Annotated in this window: 14 protein-coding genes; 8 read left to right on the top strand and 6 right to left on the bottom strand. The window is 38.8% G+C overall.

Going from position 1 to position 18,247, the window contains the following annotated elements; translation table 11 throughout:
• Positions 1-2: 2 nt before the first annotated feature.
• Both dltC and dltD read left to right on the top strand, forming a co-directional pair.
• On the top strand, positions 3-242 hold the full coding sequence (gene dltC / locus HMPREF1519_RS05215) for a D-alanine--poly(phosphoribitol) ligase subunit DltC (RefSeq protein ID WP_002891149.1): 240 nt from the start codon (positions 3-5) through the stop codon (positions 240-242).
• Complete coding sequence (gene dltD, locus HMPREF1519_RS05210) at positions 235-1,503, top strand: D-alanyl-lipoteichoic acid biosynthesis protein DltD (RefSeq protein WP_037611395.1); 1,269 nt, start codon at positions 235-237, stop codon at positions 1,501-1,503. Before dltC ends, dltD begins: the two co-directional genes overlap by 8 nt.
• 147 nt (positions 1,504-1,650) lie before the next feature.
• Here dltD and HMPREF1519_RS05205 read toward each other — a convergent pair whose 3' ends face one another.
• Both HMPREF1519_RS05205 and pabB read right to left on the bottom strand, forming a co-directional pair.
• Positions 1,651-4,287, bottom strand: a complete 2,637-nt coding sequence (locus tag HMPREF1519_RS05205) for a calcium-translocating P-type ATPase, PMCA-type (protein ID WP_037611393.1) — start codon at positions 4,285-4,287, stop codon at positions 1,651-1,653.
• Positions 4,288-4,502: 215 nt separating this feature from the next.
• On the bottom strand, positions 4,503-6,233 hold the full coding sequence (gene pabB / locus HMPREF1519_RS05200; RefSeq protein ID WP_022496702.1) for an aminodeoxychorismate synthase component I: 1,731 nt from the start codon (positions 6,231-6,233) through the stop codon (positions 4,503-4,505).
• Between the two features lie 146 nt (positions 6,234-6,379).
• Between pabB and HMPREF1519_RS05195 the strand changes: the two genes are divergently transcribed.
• From HMPREF1519_RS05195 to metF, 3 genes are all read left to right on the top strand, one after another.
• Positions 6,380-6,730, top strand: coding sequence for a hypothetical protein (locus HMPREF1519_RS05195; RefSeq protein WP_004182017.1), 351 nt, complete (start codon positions 6,380-6,382; stop codon positions 6,728-6,730).
• Positions 6,731-6,983: 253 nt separating this feature from the next.
• Complete coding sequence (gene metE / locus HMPREF1519_RS05190) at positions 6,984-9,233, top strand: 5-methyltetrahydropteroyltriglutamate--homocysteine S-methyltransferase (protein ID WP_022496701.1); 2,250 nt, start codon at positions 6,984-6,986, stop codon at positions 9,231-9,233.
• Positions 9,234-9,416: 183 nt separating this feature from the next.
• Positions 9,417-10,292 carry a methylenetetrahydrofolate reductase [NAD(P)H] gene (metF, locus tag HMPREF1519_RS05185; RefSeq protein WP_022496700.1) on the top strand — a complete coding sequence of 292 codons (876 nt, stop codon included), beginning with the start codon at positions 9,417-9,419 and terminating at the stop codon, positions 10,290-10,292.
• 138 nt (positions 10,293-10,430) lie between these two features.
• On the opposite strand, the gene HMPREF1519_RS05180 is transcribed toward metF, so the two are convergent.
• From HMPREF1519_RS05180 to HMPREF1519_RS05165, 4 genes are all read right to left on the bottom strand, one after another.
• On the bottom strand, positions 10,431-12,149 hold the full coding sequence (locus HMPREF1519_RS05180) for a phospho-sugar mutase (protein ID WP_037611391.1): 1,719 nt from the start codon (positions 12,147-12,149) through the stop codon (positions 10,431-10,433).
• Positions 12,150-12,230: 81 nt separating this feature from the next.
• Positions 12,231-12,803 carry an ECF transporter S component gene (locus HMPREF1519_RS05175; protein WP_022496698.1) on the bottom strand — a complete coding sequence of 191 codons (573 nt, stop codon included), beginning with the start codon at positions 12,801-12,803 and terminating at the stop codon, positions 12,231-12,233.
• A 28-nt stretch (positions 12,804-12,831) separates the two neighbouring features.
• Positions 12,832-13,377, bottom strand: coding sequence for a phosphopantothenoylcysteine decarboxylase (coaC, locus tag HMPREF1519_RS05170; RefSeq protein ID WP_022496697.1), 546 nt, complete (start codon positions 13,375-13,377; stop codon positions 12,832-12,834).
• A complete protein-coding gene (locus tag HMPREF1519_RS05165) occupies positions 13,370-14,053 on the bottom strand; it encodes a phosphopantothenate--cysteine ligase (protein ID WP_022496696.1) in 684 nt (227 codons plus the stop codon). The genes coaC and HMPREF1519_RS05165 overlap by 8 nt, the downstream gene beginning before the upstream one ends.
• A 194-nt stretch (positions 14,054-14,247) precedes the next feature.
• Between HMPREF1519_RS05165 and HMPREF1519_RS05160 the strand changes: the two genes are divergently transcribed.
• The 3 genes from HMPREF1519_RS05160 (at position 14,248) to HMPREF1519_RS05150 (ending at position 18,195) form a co-directional block, all read left to right on the top strand.
• Positions 14,248-15,918, top strand: coding sequence for a formate--tetrahydrofolate ligase (locus HMPREF1519_RS05160; protein ID WP_004182072.1), 1,671 nt, complete (start codon positions 14,248-14,250; stop codon positions 15,916-15,918).
• A gap of 197 nt (positions 15,919-16,115) precedes the next feature.
• Positions 16,116-16,790, top strand: a complete 675-nt coding sequence (locus HMPREF1519_RS05155; RefSeq protein ID WP_022496695.1) for a response regulator transcription factor — start codon at positions 16,116-16,118, stop codon at positions 16,788-16,790.
• Entirely contained in the window at positions 16,780-18,195 is a 1,416-nt protein-coding gene (locus HMPREF1519_RS05150; protein ID WP_004182392.1) for a sensor histidine kinase, read from the top strand. Before HMPREF1519_RS05155 ends, HMPREF1519_RS05150 begins: the two co-directional genes overlap by 11 nt.
• The last annotated feature ends 52 nt before the right edge of the window (positions 18,196-18,247 follow it).

Genomic DNA, 18,247 nt, shown 5'->3' with positions numbered 1-18,247 from the left:
AAATGGATGTAAAATCAGAAGTTATTGAAATTATTGATGAACTCTTCATGGAAGATGTTTCAGACATGATGGATGAAGACCTTTTCGATGCTGGTGTTCTCGATTCAATGGGAACAGTTGAGCTTATCGTTGAATTGGAATCACGTTTCGATATTCGTGTGCCAGTTTCAGAATTTGGTCGTGATGACTGGAACACAGCTAATAAGATTGTTGAAGGGGTAACGGAGCTTCGCAATGCTTAAGCGTTTATGGCAAATTTTTGGCCCTATAATCTGTGCCTTAGTCTTGGTAGTAGTAGTTATTTTTTCCTACCCTCAAGGCAGAAAACATAATTATGAGGTTGAAAAACGTAACGCAGTAACCTTGACAACTGAGAACTTTAAGAGCCGTATTAATAAGACGACAGCTCTTTCTGATAAGAATCATCGATTTGTCCCTTTCTTTGGGTCTAGTGAGTGGTTGCGTTTTGATGCCCTTCATCCAGCTGTTTTAGCTGAAAAATACGACCGTAACTATCGCCCATATTTTATTGGACAACGTGGGGCTGCCTCTCTAAACCAATATTTGGGAATGCAACAAATGCTTCCTGAATTGAAAAATGGGACAGCAGTCTACGTCTTGTCACCACAGTGGTTTACTAAAAAAGGTTACAATTCTGCGGCTTTCCAGCAGTTCTACAATAACGACCAACTTAGTAGTTTCTTAAGTCAAAATCAGACGGATGCAAATTCTCAATATGCTGCTCAGCGTATCTTAGAGATGAAACCTGAGATTACTATGAAATCTCAACTTTTTAAAGTGGCTAATGGACAAGATTTAAATTCTCTTGATAAGACTTATATTCAATTTATGGCAGAGCTTAATAAGCGAGAAGATGCCTTGTTCAGTCCTTTTGCAGCATCAAATAATGCAAATTACGACAAGAAGGTTCTTCCTTATCTTAAAGAGTTGCCAGACAAGTTCTCTTACGAGGCACTTGACCAGGTTGCCGTAAGAGATGCAGAAGCTCATACCAAGTCAAACGACTTTGGTATCGATGACCGTTTCTATAAGAAACGTTTGGCTAAAAAGATTGGTAAACTTAAAGGTTTCCAAAAGAATCTTTCGTATGAAGTTTCACAAGAATACGGTGACCTACAGTTAGTCTTAAATCAATTTGCGAAGTCAAATACTAACGTTATCTTTGTCATCCCACCTGTTAATAGCAAGTGGATGGCTTATACGGGACTAAGTCAAGAAATGTATGACGCTACGGTTTCTAAAATCCGTTATCAATTGGAAAGTCAAGGCTTCACCAATATTGCTGACTTCTCAAAAGATGGAGATCAACCTTACTTCATGCAAGATACCATTCATATGGGATGGAAAGGTTGGGTGGCCTTTGACAAGGCTGTTGATCCATTTGTAAGTAATCCAACACCCGCACCTAGCTATAACTTGAACGACCGCTTTTATAGTAAGGATTGGGCAGGTTATACAGGGGCTCCTAGTCAGTTTAAGTAGCATTACTTAATAAATCAAAAAGGCTTGTTAAAGCCTTTTTATGTTATGATCTTTCCACGGTATTACCTTCGGAAATTATTAAAAAGGATTGGGATAACTCCCAATCCTTTTTATCCTTTTAAGTTTTATAATACGTTATACAGATAGTTATTTGTTTTTAGTTAGAGCTTTTCGAATTAAATCTGCAGGGATGATCAAAACCGCGATAAGAAGTGCAACAATATAGTGTTGAACGTCCATTGGAACGGTACTAAATACTTTACCACCGAATTGAATAATCAAGGTTTGAACGACAGCAATAGAAATCATTACAATTGAGAATTTCTTGTTTTCACCGATATGTTCAAAAACATTGAATCCATTACTACGTGTATTAAGTGAGTTGAAGATGACAGCATAGATAAATACTGTAAAGGTGAATGTTGTTACCATTTCAAAGTTGCCAGTTCCATTTGTGATAAAGTCTTGGATACCACCAACATTTTTAAGAATAGCTAAACATACAAGAGTAATGAAGACGCTGGCTACACCGATAGCAGATTTCATATAGCCAGTAAGAATATTTGCCTTCTTAGCAACTGGTTTTTCATTCATGTAACGATCTAGCGTAGGTTCTTCACCAAAGGCAAGGGCAGCAAGTGTGTCCATGATAAGGTTAATCCAGAGAATTTGGATAATTGTAAATGGTTCTTTGAGGCCCAAGAGTGGTGAGAGAAGTGACATAGCAATTGTAGTCACGTTTACGGTTAACTGGAAGATAATGAATTTACTTACTGACTTACTCATAGTACGTCCATAGAGGACGGCTTTCTCAATCGAAGTCAATGAGTTATTCAAGATAACGATATCTGAGGCTTCACGTGCGACTTCAGTACCATCACCCATTGAGAATCCGACATCAGCTGATTTGAGGGCAGGTGAGTCATTGACCCCATCACCTGTCATACCAGCGACCATATCGAGGTCTTGAGCTGCTTCAATAAGACGTTTTTTATCCATTGGAAGGGCACGACTGACCACTTTTAAGTGAGGTAATTGTTGTTTAAGTTCTTGATCTGAAAGGGCAGAGAGTTCATCGTGAGTAAGGACAAGGTCATTTTGACCAGTAACGATACCGGCTTCTTTAGCGATAGCAACAGCGGTTTCTTTACGGTCACCAGTTACCATAACTACTTGAACACCTGCACGGTTCATTGTTTCAACAGTTTGTTTAATTGAAGAACGAACGTTATCACGGATACATATGATACCAATCAAGACTTTATCATTTCCATCTGTATTTAGGATAGCAAGCAAACGCATTGAACGGTTAGCTTGTTCCAATGATAAATCTTGAAAGCGAGCTTTAATATCATCTGTAAAGTTTTGTTTATTACCATCTTTATCAAGATAGTAGTAGCAGTCATTTAGGATGAATTCTGGAGCACCTTTGATGTAGGTTTTTCCATTATTAGTCGTTACACTTGCAAATTTTGTTGCTGAGTTGAATTGTTGCTTTTCAGCAATTGTATTAGTATCGAAATCAAGTTGAGAACGTCCAATCAAGAAATCAAGAAGTGCACGGTCAGTGGCGTTACTACCAACAGCACTGCCATCAGCTACCATGGCATCGTTGTTAAGACCGATACCATTAATCATTTCAGCCTTAAGGCTATCTGACATTGTGTCAAAATCAGGAGCATCAGTTTCACCAGTAGCTACATAAAGTGTACCATCAGCAAGGAAGAAGTCAACTACAGAAAGTTTACCTTCTGTGATTGTACCAGTCTTATCGCTGAAGAGGATATTCATGTATCCAGCTGTTTCAATAGTATCAGGATGGCGAACAAGGATATTTTGAGCCAAAAGTCGACCTGAGTTCATTGAAGAAACGAGTGCCAACATCATTGGGAGACCTTCTGGAACGGCCATGATGATGATTGTAACCGCAAAGAGAATTGTTTCAATGATAAGAAGGAAGATTGAACCACCATTGAGGTTATTAGCTTTATTGAGGGCAATAAAGCCTAAAACAAGGTTGATTACTGAATATGCAGCACCTGCACTATAACCGAGGACACCGATATTACCAGCAAGCTTGTTAAGTTTCTCTTTAGATGGTGAATCTTTACTATCTTCTTGAAGTGAAGTATTGATACTTCCAAGAACGGTGTTATCACCAATTTGTGTAGCTTCCATAACGGCTTCGCCTGAAGTAACAACTGTACCACGGAAGATTTTGAGCTCTGTAAAGAGGTCTGAAGAGTCTGGTTCTGCTTGATCACCAAGAGGAAGTTTCTTAGCATCTTCACTTTCACCATTAAGGACAGCTTGGTTTACTTTTAACTCACCTTCCAGTATGATACCGTCAACTGGAATCTTGTCCCCTGATTGAAGGAGAATTTGATCACCTTTTACAATATCATCAACAAGAACTTCTTTAAGTTTACCATCACGATAAACCTTAGCATTAGTTTTTGAAGCCTCTTCTTGAAGAGTGTTGAATTTTTGCTCATTTCGGTATTGTGAGACTGCTGAGAATCCTGTAGACATCAAAATGGCGAAAATTAGTGAGATAGCCTCATACCAGTTGGCTTCACCAATAGCAGGGAAAATCATTCCAACAAAGTTGAAGATGATTTTTAATCCTAAGGCAGCCAAGAGGATAAGAATCCATTGATCTTGGAAGGCTTCGATAAAGATTGAGAGGAGCGAGTTAGCCTCTTTACTAGATAGCCTATTATCGCCATGGGCATTTATACTTGCTTGAACTTCAGCAGAAGTCAAGCCTTTAAATTTTTTCATTTAAGGTTTGTATCCTTTCTAAATTATTACTGAATTTTAAGGCTAGTAAATTAGAAGCCAAAAAGCTTATCATTACAGTCACGATAACTGAATAACTATCAGTAAGTATTATACTTTATTTTACTATTAAATTGTTGATTTTTTACCAATAGAATATTGAAGTTTCTTTTGTCTTTAGCAAGAGTAGGGGAGAACAAAAAACTTGTATTTTTTCGTTAAATATAATTATATCCTTCCACCTTCAATTCATACAAGCCTCTCACCGCATTGCATCCGTAGATGGCCTGAGCCTGTTCCATATCTTTTACGGTCAAGACTTTTTCTTTAAGCTTATTATCAGCAATTAGGCTTTGTCTGTAGATGCCATTTAAGAGGCCGAGGTGAACGGGTGGTGTGTAGAGTTGGTCCTCGATTTTAAGCACAATGTTACCGATAGAGGTTTCTAGGAGTTGCCCCTCATGATTATAATAGATTTGTTCGTGAGGTTCGATACTAAGGTGAGGACGGTAACTTGTTTTGAAGAAGGTATAGGGGCTATCCAACGTATGCCTTTGCTCAACTAACCTTGCTTGGCAGAAGTCATTGGATAAGTTTGTTAATTGGGTATGTTCAAACTTCAGTTCACCATCTTTTGCAAGTGACATTTTAAGACGGTAATCTTTGTCAAAGTCTAGTGATTGGCACAGAGCTTCGACTTGATAGTGAGCTTTTTCTGCATTGAAAGGATAGTCAAAGTAGCGACTACTCTCTTGCAAGCGTTTCATATGCTCCTCAAGAAATAGCAGTTTTCCTTGGTGGACACGAGCAGTTGAAATGAGATCGAATTTGGGGTTCTGACGGTATAGAACAGCAGCTTTTTGCTTTGTTTCTTCATATTCAGCTTCCCAGTTGCTGTCCCAGGTAATACCTCCTCCGGCACCATAGATAGCCTTGGTTCCTTCCATTTGTAGTGTCCGAATGGCCACGTTAAAAATACTAGGTCCCTGTGGCACCAAGATACCAATAGCTCCACAATAAACACCTCGAGGCTGTTTTTCAACCTTCTTAATAATCTCCATGGTTGCTATTTTTGGGGCACCTGTAATCGATCCGCATGGAAAAAGGGCTTGGAAGACATCATTTAAACGACTATTTGGTAGGAGTTGCGTCTCAATAGTTGAAGTCATTTGCCAAACCGTAGAGTATTGTTCAACTTGGCAAAGGCTCTTGACATCTTCACTTCCTATTTTTGAAATACGATTCATGTCATTTCTAAGTAGATCGACAATCATCATATTTTCAGAGCGATTTTTCTGATCCTGAGCTAGCCAATGGGCTTGTTTGAGGTCAGTTTCAGTTGTTAAACCACGATTGGTGGTACCTTTCATTGGACGAGTGGTCAGTCTATCACCATCTTTTTTAAAGAAGAGTTCTGGACTTATGGAAATGATAGAAACATCATCGTGCTGAATAAAGGCATTGTAATGTGCATTTTGCTCAACAACCAATCGGTTATAGATGGCAAAGGGATCAGCTGTCAGCTTCTGTTGAAGTTGAACAGTATAATTAACCTGATAAGTATCACCTTGTCGAATATGGTGGTGTATTTGCTCAATAGCAGCCTTGTATTCCTCTGCAGAAGTTAGCTCTTGCCAAGATTCTGGTAGGGAAATTGGCTCATAAGTAAGTGGAATAGGCTCTGTTTGAACAGTTTCATGAATAGTGAAGTAGAGGAGATACTCTGACATTAATGGACCATCAATAACCTGAAATTTTGTCTCGAAGGCAGGGGCAGCTTCATAGGAAACATAACCTACTGCATAATAGCCCTTATTTTGATAGGCTTCGACTTCAGCTAAGAGATGCTTAACTTCCTTAATGTTCTTTGTTTTTAGTTCTTTAATGGCGTCTGTAAAAATTTGTCTGACACCAAGTTCTTTAAAATCAATAACAGTTTTCTTATGCATACTTAGAGTATAACATAAGAAGTTTCCCTCTGGTTCTTTTTCATGTTTTAATTCTCTTTCTCAAAATTCTAACCAAAAATGAACTTTTCAGATAGTTTTACATATGTTATAATGATAGGGACTAAAAGAAGATTTTAGAGGGAAATATGACTGAAAAAAATAACTTTGAGAAAGGCAACAGCAGTCTTTCAAACCATAAAATGAAAAAAGGCACTTCTAAGAATTCATGGAAGCATCAAATGTATGAGCTAGAAATTGCCATTGCTAAAGAGTCAAGTAACAAAAAAAGAAATGAACTCATTAAAATCCATAATGGCTATATGAGTGAGTATGATAGCTTAAAGAAACAAATCATCTGGTTAGCCGTATTAGGAATTTGTTTCTTATTAGTATTGGTAGTTTTTGGTTATTTTATCTGGAATAGTTACAATAGTGAGAATATGTCTTATACATCATCTTGGCTTCAAGAGAAAGTACTGAGCACTTATAGAGCTTAGTGTCCTAATCCTAGTAAATAATAGAGTCTCTAGACAAAAGTCTAGGGCTTTTTTTGTTATAAAAAAGGATTTATCTGGTTGATATATATTTATTAGCTATAACAATATCTAAACAAAAGGAGATAACGGTAGCTAGAAACCCTTTATTTTATAGGTTATAGTCAAAAACTATATATAGAGAAAACTAATAGCAATTATACAGCCACCCATTTCTTTGGTAAGATAAGTTCAACAACAAAGAGGAGGACACAAGATGTCAACTACTATCATTGGTTTCCCACGTTTGGGTGAATTCCGCGAATTAAAATTTACAACAGAAAAATACTTTAGAAATGAAATTACTGCAGATGAACTTTTAGCAGCAGCCAAAGACTTGCGTGCAAAACACTGGAATATTGTTAAAGAGAAGGGTATCAGTGAAATTCCTTCAAATGATTTTTCACATTACGATAACTTCCTTGATGCAGCTTTCCTTTTCAACGTCGTACCTGAATCTGTTCAAAACTTGAATTTGACAGATCTTGAACGTTACTTTGCTTTGGCGCGTGGTTACCAAGGTGAAAAAGGGGATGTACGTGCCCTTCCTATGAAAAAATGGTTTAATACTAACTACCATTACATCGTTCCTAAATTTGAAAAAACAACAGAAGTTAAACTTGCTGGTCACAAGATTTTTGATGAGTACCAAGAAGCAAAAGAATTGGGTCTTAATACACGTCCAGTTGTGGTTGGACCATTCACATTCCTTCAATTGTCTGACTTTGAAGATGGTGTAAAAGCTGAAGACTTCGTAGATAGCTTTGTTTCTGCATACCAAGATGTTTTTGCAAAATTGGCAGAGCTTGGTGCTACTCGTATTCAACTCGATGAGCCAGCTCTTGTTAAAGATTTGACATCTGAAGAAAAAGCTCTCTTCTTGAACCTCTACAACAAGCTCTTGGCTGATAAGAAAGGCCTTGAAGTTTTGATTCAAACTTACTTTGGTGATGTTCGTGATATCTACAATGACCTTGTGAACTTGCCAGTTGATGGTATTGGTCTTGACTTTGTTGAAGGTAAGAAAACTCTTGAATTGGTTAAAGGTGGTTTCCCAGCTGATAAGATTCTCTATGCCGGTATCGTCAATGGTAAAAACATCTGGCGTAACAACTACGAGAAGAGCCTTGCAATTCTTGAACAAGTTCCAGCTGAAAATGTTGTTTTGACAACCTCTTGCTCACTTCTCCATGTACCATTTACAACTGCTAATGAAGATTTTGAACCAGCTATTTTGGACCACTTCGCCTTTGCGGTTGAAAAATTGGGTGAATTGCGTGACTTGGATGCCATCCGCAATGGTCAAGGTGCAGAAGCCCTTGCTGCTAACAAAGAACTCTTTGCGACTGAGCGTGTTGGTGAAAATGCTGAGCTTCGTGCTCGTATTGCAGGTTTGACTGAAGCTGATTACACTCGTTTGCCAGCGTTTGCAGAACGTGAAGCGATTCAAAAGGATGCTTTCAAACTTCCATTGCTTCCAACAACAACTATCGGTTCATTCCCTCAAACTAAGGAAGTTCGTGCTAAACGTTTGGCTTTCCGTAAGAATGAATTGTCACAAGAAGAATACGATGCTTTCCTTGCTGAAATCACTGATGAATGGATTAAATGGCAAGAAGAAGTTGGATTTGACGTTCTTGTTCATGGTGAGTTTGAACGTAATGACATGGTTGAGTACTTCGGTCAGAACTTGTCAGGTTACCTCTTCTCTAAAAATGGTTGGGTTCAATCATACGGTATGCGTGGGGTTAAACCACCAATCATTTGGGGTGATGTCACTCGTCTTAACCCAATCACTGTTAAATGGTCTAGCTACGCACAAAGCCGTACAGACAAACCTGTTAAAGGTATGTTGACTGGACCTGTAACTATCCTTAACTGGTCATTCCCACGTGAGGACATCTCTATTAAGGATTCAACTCTTCAAATTGCTCTTGCAATCAAAGACGAAGTGCTTGACCTTGAAGCTGCAGGCGTGAAAATTATCCAAATTGACGAAGCTGCTCTTCGTGAAAAATTGCCACTCCGTCGTAGTGACTGGTATGAGGATTACCTCGACTGGGCAATTCCAGCTTTCCGTTTGGTACACTCAACTGTAGCACCAGACACACAAATCCACACTCACATGTGTTACTCAGAATTTACAGATATCATTCCAGCCATCGACAACTTGGATGCTGACGTTATCTCATTTGAAGCTAGTCGTTCAAATCTTGAAATCTTGGATGAACTTAAAGCACAAAACTTCCAAACAGAAGTTGGACCTGGGGTTTACGATATCCACTCACCACGTGTCCCACAAGACGGTGAAATTGACCACACTATCGAAGCAATCTTGGCTAAAGTACCAAGTGGTAAAGTCTGGATTAACCCTGACTGTGGTTTGAAGACTCGCGGAATCAAAGAAACTAAAGAAAGCTTAATCAAGCTTGTAGAAGCTGCAAAAGCAGCTCGCGAAAACTTGTAAGCAGAAGTTATCATACGTTGAAGACCTTCTTCCTTAAGTGTAGAAGGTTTTCAATAGCTAATAATATTCTAAAGATTTTTGCAAGCAGGCTATGATTAACAAGTGTACGCTACTTATGAAGTCAGTAGGCACTTAAAACTGCTTTTGTCTTAACAAAAATCTAAAAAGAAGAAGGTATAAAATATGACAAGCCAAACACCATCACTCTCTTTTGAAGTATTTCCACCCAACCCAGCAGTGGGTAATGAAAAAATTCTACGTGCCCTCGAGGATATGCAAGGATTGGCCCCACACTTTATCAGTGTGACAGCTAGTAATAACAAATATAATATCAAAGAGACGACGGTTCCTTTGGCAGATCATATTCAAAATGACCTAGCTATCCCAACGATTGCTCACCTTCCAGCTATCTATTTGAGTAAAGAAAAGGTTGCTGATACCTTACGTGACTTGGATGCTGTTGGTGTACACCGTATCTTAGCCCTACGTGGCGATATTATCCCAGGTGTTGAACCTCTTAAAGATTTTAGATATGCAACTGATTTGATTGAGTTTATCAAGGACCAAGCTCCTCAATTTGATATCATCGGTGCCTGCTATCCTGAAGGGCATCCCGATTCAGCAAATCAAATCTCTGATATCCAAAACCTCAAGAAAAAGGTTGATGCAGGTTGTTCTAGCCTTGTAACCCAACTCTTCTTTGATAATGAGCGTTTCTATGATTTTCAAGATAAATGTACCTTGGCTGGCATTGACGTACCAATTCATGCTGGAATTATGCCTATCTTGAATCGTAACCAAGCTCTACGTTTGCTTAAGACTTGTGAAAATATCCATTTGCCACGTAAGTTCCGTGCCATTTTGGATAAGTATGAACATGATCCTGAGTCACTTAGAGCGGCAGGTCTTGCCTATGCTATTGACCAGATTGTCGACCTTGTTACTCAAGATGTTGCAGGCGTTCACCTCTATACCATGAATAATGCAGAAACTGCTCGTCATATTCATGAAGCTACTCATTCCTTGTTTAAGCATCATTCACAAGTTGGCGCTCTATAATTGAATCATAAAAATACCCCCTATAGATCAATCTATAGGTGGTTTCGTAGTTTTAGTATGAAAAAGGTGACTTGCTTACGTAATCCTAGTATTGTCATGTATAAAAAAGACTTAGAGCTTAGCTCTAAGTCTTAAGTATTATTCGCCTACGAAAGCATTGATTTCTGCTTCGATGTTAGCAATTTTTTCTTTAGCATCTGCTTCAGATTCACCAACTGTAGCAATGTAGAATTTGATTTTTGGTTCTGTACCTGAAGGACGAACGGCAAACCATGAATCATCAGCCAAGATGTATTTAAGTACGTTACTTGGAGGAGTTGTTAATTTTTCAACGCCGTCAGCAGTAGTAGCTGTTTGTTCCAAGAAGTCTTCTGTCTTAGCAATGTCTGTGTTGTTGAATTGTTTAGGAGCATTGTCACGGAATTTATCCATGATTTTCTTGATTTCAGCAGCTCCGTCAACACCTGAAAGGGTAACAGAGATAGTTTTTTCTGCGAAGTAACCATATTGTTTGTAGATTTCTTCGATACCGTCTGCCAAAGTCATGCCACGTGAACGGTAGTAAGCAGCGATTTCAGCAACGATAAGAACAGCTTGGATAGCGTCTTTGTCACGTACGAATGGTTTGATGAGGTAACCGAAGCTTTCTTCGAAACCAAGCATGTAAGTGTGGTTGTGTTGTGTTTCAAATTCATGAATTTTTTCACCGATAAATTTGAAACCAGTCAAGACGTTAAACATAGTTGCGCCGTAGCTTTCTGCAATCTTAGTAACCAACTCAGTTGATACGATTGATTTACAGAGGGCAGCATTGGCAGGAAGGGTACCAGCTGTTTTGTGAGCTTCAAGAATATATTTAGCAATGATAGCTCCGATTTGGTTACCAGAAAGGTTGAGGTAAGAACCATCTGGTTGGCGGATTTCAACACCAAGGCGGTCAGCATCTGGGTCAGTTGCAACCAATACATCAGCGTCTACTTTGCGACCAAGTTCTTCAGCAAGAGCAAAGGCAGCTTGGCTTTCAGGGTTTGGAGATTTAACGGTTGAGAAGTCAGCATCTGGAACGGCTTGAGCTTCAACAACTTGAACTGCTTCAAATCCAGCTTGGGCAAGGGCACGACGAGCCAACATTTCGCCGGTACCATGAAGTGGTGTGTAGACAATCTTCATGTCGCGACCGTATTCATTGATCAAGTCTTGGTTGATGTTAACGCCTTTGACTTCTTTCAAGTATTCAGCGTCGACGTTTTCACCGATAACTTCAATCAAGCCGCTAGCTTTGCTTTCTTCAAGGTCAGCCAATTGGACAGTGAATGGATTTTCGATAGCGCGGATGTAATCTGTCAAAGCATCGGCATCTGCAGGTGGCATTTGTCCACCGTCTTCACCGTATACCTTGTAACCATTAAATGGAGCAGGGTTGTGGCTAGCTGTTACCATGATACCAGCAAATGTGTGGAGATGACGAACAGCAAATGACAATTCAGGTGTTGGACGTAGGCTTTCAAATACATAAGATTTGATACCGTGAGCAGCCAAAACTTGAGCAGATTCAAAAGCAAACTCAGGAGAGAAGTGACGGCTATCGTAAGCAATAGCAACACCACGTTTTTTAGCTTCTTCCCCTTTTGAGTCAATCAATTGGGCCAAACCTTCAGTTGCTTGGCGAACAACGTAAATGTTAATGCGGTTAGTACCGGCACCAATCAATCCACGCATACCAGCTGTACCGAATTCAAGGTTGGTATAGAAGGCATCTTCTTTCGTTTTTTCATCCATTGCGACCAACTCATCACGAAGGTAAGCAGGCAATTCAGCAAAGTCGAGCCATTTTTGATAATTTTCAGTGTAAGACATAGCAATCTCCTTTATATTTTTAAACGCTTACATTATACCATAATTAAAGAAAAAAAACATGGTAATTACCATGTTTTTTCTTTATTTTTTCAATCGCAGTAACACTGGTGTGATACTTAGAGTTAACAGACCGGCGATAATCATTTCAGCAATCGAATTTGTTGTGAAAATGGTTGCCATCAGTGTTTTGCCACCTGCTGTGTAGAAGTTAGGGATTAGGAAATAGATGCCGAGAAGTACGAAAAATGTATTTGTGAAAGCACCTAAAACCCCAGATAGCATCAGACCTAGACGGTTTTGAAGTAATTTGTAGACAAAGTAAGGGAAAATACCGATCAGGATACGAGGAACGATGGCAATGACTGCAGATGCCCAAGTTCCCCCTTCAACAAAAGGACTAAAGAGATAGCTACTAACCGTATAGATAACAGTGTTTCGAATAATACTCATAATTCCCATGAAGCCACCCAAATAAGCTCCAATTTTAGGACCGTAGACGATGCTAGCGATAATAACTGGGATATGGGTTAGGGTTGGTTTGATTGGAAGTACAAAAGCAGCAAAGATGGTTTGACTGAGTACTTCGATTACAACCATTGTAGCTATCAAGAGGGATAACTGAGCCGTTTGGTTTGCTTTATTTTTCTTATTCATCATAAACTCCTTTTTATTCTCTGCAAGGCTATTTTGTTAAAGCATTGTCAATGGATTCAATAATGTCATCAATATCAGCTAAGGCACCACGTCCTGTATCTCCACAAGCCAGTAAACCTGATTTTGGAAGAATTTCTTGGTAGCCAAGGTCATGCAAAGTATTTAGATTCTTCTTAGTCAGTGGATTTTCATACATTTTCGTATTCATTGCAGGGGCAATTAGTTTTGGGGTGGTGCTAGGTAAAGCTAAAGCAGTAGCAGTAAGCATATTATCGGCTAGACCATATGCTAATTTGGCAATGGTATTTGCTGAAGCTGGAGCTACAACAAAGAGGTCAGCTTCTTTACCTAAGTCAATATGATTAATACGTTCAGCCAATTTTTCTTCCATGACATCAGTGTGAACAGGGTTCTTCGAAAGGACTTGAAGTGTCAGAGGGGTGATAAAGGCTTGAGCAGCTTCAGTCATAATGACGTGAACGTCATAACCTTTTTTCTTTAACCTACTTGTTAGATCAGCTGCTTTATAGGCAGATATTGATCCTGAAACAGCAAGGATGATACGTTTAGTCATGGCATATCCTTTCAAATAAGGCTCGAGCAATCGCAGATTTAGTCGTAACTTTCTCCTCGTTTTTTTCGTCAACAAGATAGGCAATATGCTGATTTGGAGTAATGTCACTCAAGTCGTTGGCAACAATAATATCAGCTTTGTTGTGTTTCAGACTTGCACGAGCAACCTCAAAAAGCTCTTCTTTACTTACATTAACCAAAAGTTTGAAGCCAATCAATTGAATATCAGGATTCCATTGTTTGACGAGGCTAATGACCTTCGGTGTTTTTTTAAGAAAAAGAACCTGATAATCAGAAGCCGATGATATCTTGCTTTCAGTGTTAGATTTATGCAAGAATTGAGCGAGATCTTCGGTGTCCTCCAGTTCAGCAAAATCCGTCATATAAATAGGAGTATAATCAGAGACTGCCATACTATGTATAAGAACATCGTGCTCTTTGACGAGTGGCTCCATCTTTTTGAGAAGACTTTCTACGTTCGTAATTTCTGTAATCTTTAGATTTTCTTTCGGTTCTGGTTTAACCGCTGTCTTGGTCGTTACTAAGGTTACTTGGTGACCCTTAGCCAAGAAAAGTTCAGCGATTTCCTTTCCTAGATAACCTGTTGAATGGTTTGTGATTCCACGTACAGCATCAATCTTTTCAGTGGTACCACCCGATGTAATCAAAATTTTCATAGTAGTATTGTACTAAAAATTGGGTCTTTAGTAAATAAAAAGTAAGTATTTTTGAGGCGTACCCCTATAAATTAAAGTTATAACGATTTATAACAAAACAAAAACCGAACATTGAAAAGTAATTAACCAAAAATAATGCGTTTTTTATCAAACTCTGATATAATAGATTCTAGAAAAATATAGAGGAGTGTCTCATGAAAACAGATATCGAAATTGCTCAAAGTGTAGAATTAAAACCAATCACAGAAGTAGTTGAAAAAGTTGGAATCGGCTTTGACGATTTGGAACTCTACGGAAAATATAAGGCAAAATTGTCATTTGATAAAATCAATGCTGTCAAAGACAATAAGCCAGGAAAATTGATTTTGGTGACAGCTATCAACCCAACACCAGCTGGTGAAGGGAAATCAACCATGTCAATTGGTCTTGCAGATGCTCTTAACAAAATTGGTAAGAAAACAATGATTGCCCTTCGTGAACCATCACTTGGTCCGGTTATGGGAATCAAAGGTGGTGCTGCAGGTGGTGGTTACGCTCAAGTGCTTCCGATGGAAGATATCAACCTCCACTTCACAGGGGATATGCACGCTATTACTACAGCGAATAATGCTTTGTCAGCCCTTCTTGACAACCATATTCATCAAGGAAATGCTCTCGGCATTGACCAACGCCGTATCATTTGGAAACGTGTGGTTGACCTTAATGACCGTGCGCTTCGTCATGTAAACGTTGGTCTTGGCGGACCACTTAATGGTATTCCACGTGAAGATGGTTTTGATATTACTGTTGCGTCTGAAATCATGGCGATTCTTTGCTTGGCTACTGATATTAATGACCTTAAAGAACGTTTGGCAAATATTGTAGTTGCCTACCGTTATGATCGTACACCAGTTTATGTACGTGATCTTGAAATTGAAGGTGCGCTTACCCTTATTCTTAAAGATGCCATCAAACCAAACTTGGTACAGACAATTTATGGGACACCAGCCTTGGTACACGGTGGTCCATTTGCCAACATCGCTCACGGATGTAACTCAGTTCTAGCTACAGCTACAGCTCTTCGTTTGGCTGATTATACGATTACTGAAGCAGGTTTCGGTGCTGACCTTGGTGCTGAAAAATTCCTTGATATCAAGACTCCAAACCTCCCAACAACTCCTGATGCCGTTGTTATTGTTGCAACACTTCGTGCTCTCAAAATGCACGGTGGGGTAGCCAAAACTGACCTCTCTGAAGAAAATGTTCAGGCCGTTCGTGATGGCTTCGCAAACTTGAAACGTCATGTAGAAAACGTTCGTAAATTTGGTCTTCCAGCAGTCGTTGCTATTAACGAGTTTGTTGCTGATACAGAAGCTGAAATTGCAGCCCTTAAAGAACTTTGTGCAGAAATCGATGTTCCTGTTGAATTGGCTAGCGTTTGGGCTAATGGTGCTGATGGTGGTATTGACCTTGCCAACGCAGTAGTTGATGCTGTTGAAAATGGTAATGCCGACTATAAACGTCTTTATTCTGATGATGATAGCTTGGAAGAAAAAATCACTAAGATTGTTACTGAAATCTATGGTGGTAAATCAGTTGTCTTCGAGAAAAAAGCTAAGAACCAACTCAAACAATTTGCAGAATTCGGTTGGGATAAATTGCCAGTATGTATGGCTAAAACACAATATAGCTTCTCAGATAACCAATTCTTACTTGGAGCACCAGAAGGTTTTGATATCACTATCCGTGAATTTGTTCCTAAAACAGGTGCTGGATTTATCGTAGCTCTTACAGGAGACGTCATGACAATGCCTGGTCTTCCAAAAGCACCAGCAGCCCTCAAGATGGACGTAGCTGAAGACGGAACAGCTGTTGGTTTGTTCTAAGAAGAAATATCGATATAAACAGTACCTATTGGTGCTGTTTTTTTGTTAGAGTTATGAAAAACTTAAGGAAAGTTTAGTAGACTAAATCTAAATAAAATAAGATCAAAGCACTAGATGATTACGTCTATTTTAGATATAATGATAAAACTTAGTCAAAGTGTTATTTGTATCTTTGACACCTAACAAGGGGGATAACTATGATTAAAATACTACTAGTAGAAGATGATTTGAGTTTGTCGAACTCAGTTTTTGATTTTTTAGATGACTTTGCTGATGTGATGCAAGTCTTTGATGGAGATGAAGGTCTCTACGAAGCTGAAAGTGGCGTCTATGATTTGATTCTTTTAGACCTTATGTTACCTGAAAAAGATGGTTTCACGGTTCTTAGAGAATTACGTGAAAAAGGTGTAACAACTCCTGTACTTATCATGACGGCTAAGGAAAGTCTAGATGATAAGGGTCATGGCTTTGAACTGGGTGCAGACGACTATCTAACCAAACCTTTCTATTTAGAAGAGTTGAAGATGCGTATTCAAGCACTTTTGAAACGATCTGGTAAATTTGACCAAAACACACTTTCTTTTGGTGATGTTCGTGTCAATCTTGCTACAAATTCAACCTTTGTGGGGGATAAAGAAGTAGAACTTCTTGGTAAAGAGTTTGATTTATTAGTTTACTTCTTACAAAGTCAAAACGTAATTTTGCCTAAGTCACAAATTTTTGACCGTCTTTGGGGATTTGATAGTGATACCACAGTATCAGTTGTTGAGGTTTATGTTTCTAAAATTCGTAAGAAACTTAAAGGAACAGACTTTGCTGCCAATCTCCAAACCTTGAGAAGTGTGGGGTATATTTTGAAGAATGCTGACTAAATTTTTCAATTATCTCTTTAGGAGAATCAAGTCAGACGGATTTAAGTCGTTCATTCATTTCTTTGCCACTTTTTCTGGTATTTTCCTTATCATGACTGTCATGATTTTGCAGATTCTGAGTTACGGCGTTTATTCCAATGTGGACTCTAGTCTGAAAATGGCAGCCACTAAAACCAATTCTTATTTAGAAATGGAAATGCTAAAACGGGAACTTTTTCTGACTTCTGAGGTAGATCAAAATAATACGACAACCATTTACCAAGCCTATGATACTAAAGAGTCGACAGCTGAAACACCTGACTCGAGTGGCTCTAAGAAAGAGCCTAAGAAGAAATCAAAAATTGAAGATACCCCTCACGATTTATCTGTTGCGGCAAATACTAGTGTCTTGGTACTTGATAAGAATGGAAAAGTCCTTAATGTTGTTGATAAATTTTCAAGCTTATCCAATTTACCAATAGACAAAAATAACATTGATGTTATCAGCAAGGGAAGTGCTCAGAATTATTTCGATCAAACGGAAAAGTACCGTCTGATTACTGAAAAAGTAGATAATAGCCTCTATCCTGATGCTAAGTACCTTGTTATTGCGATTAATACAACTCAATTGGAAGAAGCCACTGAACGTTATGTTAAGCTAATTGTCATCATGATGAGTTTCTTCTGGCTTTTATCTGTTGCGGCTAGTATGTATTTGGCTAAGTGGTCAAGACGTCCTATCCAGGAAAGCTTGGAGAAGCAGAAGGCTTTTGTTGAGAATGCTAGCCATGAGTTACGGACACCGCTTGCTGTGATTCAAAACAGATTAGAAGTTCTTTTCCGCAAGCCTGAGAGCACCATTCTAGATAATTCAGAGAATATTGCTTCAAGTCTTGATGAAGTACGCAACATGCGTCTTTTGACGACTAATCTTTTGAACTTGGCTCGTCGTGACGATGGTATTAAACCAGAAATCGAAACCTTAGAACCTGCTTTCTTTGATACAGTCTTTACCAACTATGCCATGATTGCAGAAGAAAATGAGAAAGGTTTCACGGCTCAAAACCAAGTTGGTCGTCCAATCCAGACTGATAAAACGTTATTGAAACAGTTAATGACCATCTTATTTGATAATGCGATTAAATATACGGAAGATGACGGACATGTTACCTTTACTGTCCGCACTAATGACCGGCATCTTTATATTTCTGTAGCTGATAATGGTCCTGGAATATCAGATAGTGATAAGAAAAAAATCTTTGATCGATTTTATCGCGTAGATAAGGCTAGAACCAGACAAAAAGGTGGGTTTGGACTTGGCTTATCCCTAGCGCAACAAATTGTTTTAGCCCTTAAAGGAACAATTGTTGTTAAAGATAATCAACCAAAGGGAACGATTTTTGAAGTTAAGATCACCGGAGTTTAATTAATAAAGAAAACCTGCTAGACGATAATCTAGCAGGTTTTTTAGGTAATAA

The organism is Streptococcus sp. SR4 (assembly GCF_000517725.1).
In the GTDB taxonomy this organism is placed as follows: domain Bacteria; phylum Bacillota; class Bacilli; order Lactobacillales; family Streptococcaceae; genus Streptococcus; species Streptococcus salivarius_F.
The sequence above is the reverse complement of the archived record's forward strand: the minus strand, read 5'-3'. Positions and strand labels throughout refer to the sequence as shown.

Coding starts and splice junctions, on each gene's coding strand:
- dltC (WP_002891149.1), top strand. CDS start 3: ATGGATGTAAAATCAGAAGTTATTGAAATTATTGATGAACTCTTCATG.
- dltD (WP_037611395.1), top strand. CDS start 235: ATGCTTAAGCGTTTATGGCAAATTTTTGGCCCTATAATCTGTGCCTTA.
- HMPREF1519_RS05205 (WP_037611393.1), bottom strand. CDS start 4,287: ATGAAAAAATTTAAAGGCTTGACTTCTGCTGAAGTTCAAGCAAGTATA.
- pabB (WP_022496702.1), bottom strand. CDS start 6,233: ATGCATAAGAAAACTGTTATTGATTTTAAAGAACTTGGTGTCAGACAA.
- HMPREF1519_RS05195 (WP_004182017.1), top strand. CDS start 6,380: ATGACTGAAAAAAATAACTTTGAGAAAGGCAACAGCAGTCTTTCAAAC.
- metE (WP_022496701.1), top strand. CDS start 6,984: ATGTCAACTACTATCATTGGTTTCCCACGTTTGGGTGAATTCCGCGAA.
- metF (WP_022496700.1), top strand. CDS start 9,417: ATGACAAGCCAAACACCATCACTCTCTTTTGAAGTATTTCCACCCAAC.
- HMPREF1519_RS05180 (WP_037611391.1), bottom strand. CDS start 12,149: ATGTCTTACACTGAAAATTATCAAAAATGGCTCGACTTTGCTGAATTG.
- HMPREF1519_RS05175 (WP_022496698.1), bottom strand. CDS start 12,803: ATGAATAAGAAAAATAAAGCAAACCAAACGGCTCAGTTATCCCTCTTG.
- coaC (WP_022496697.1), bottom strand. CDS start 13,377: ATGACTAAACGTATCATCCTTGCTGTTTCAGGATCAATATCTGCCTAT.
- HMPREF1519_RS05165 (WP_022496696.1), bottom strand. CDS start 14,053: ATGAAAATTTTGATTACATCGGGTGGTACCACTGAAAAGATTGATGCT.
- HMPREF1519_RS05160 (WP_004182072.1), top strand. CDS start 14,248: ATGAAAACAGATATCGAAATTGCTCAAAGTGTAGAATTAAAACCAATC.
- HMPREF1519_RS05155 (WP_022496695.1), top strand. CDS start 16,116: ATGATTAAAATACTACTAGTAGAAGATGATTTGAGTTTGTCGAACTCA.
- HMPREF1519_RS05150 (WP_004182392.1), top strand. CDS start 16,780: ATGCTGACTAAATTTTTCAATTATCTCTTTAGGAGAATCAAGTCAGAC.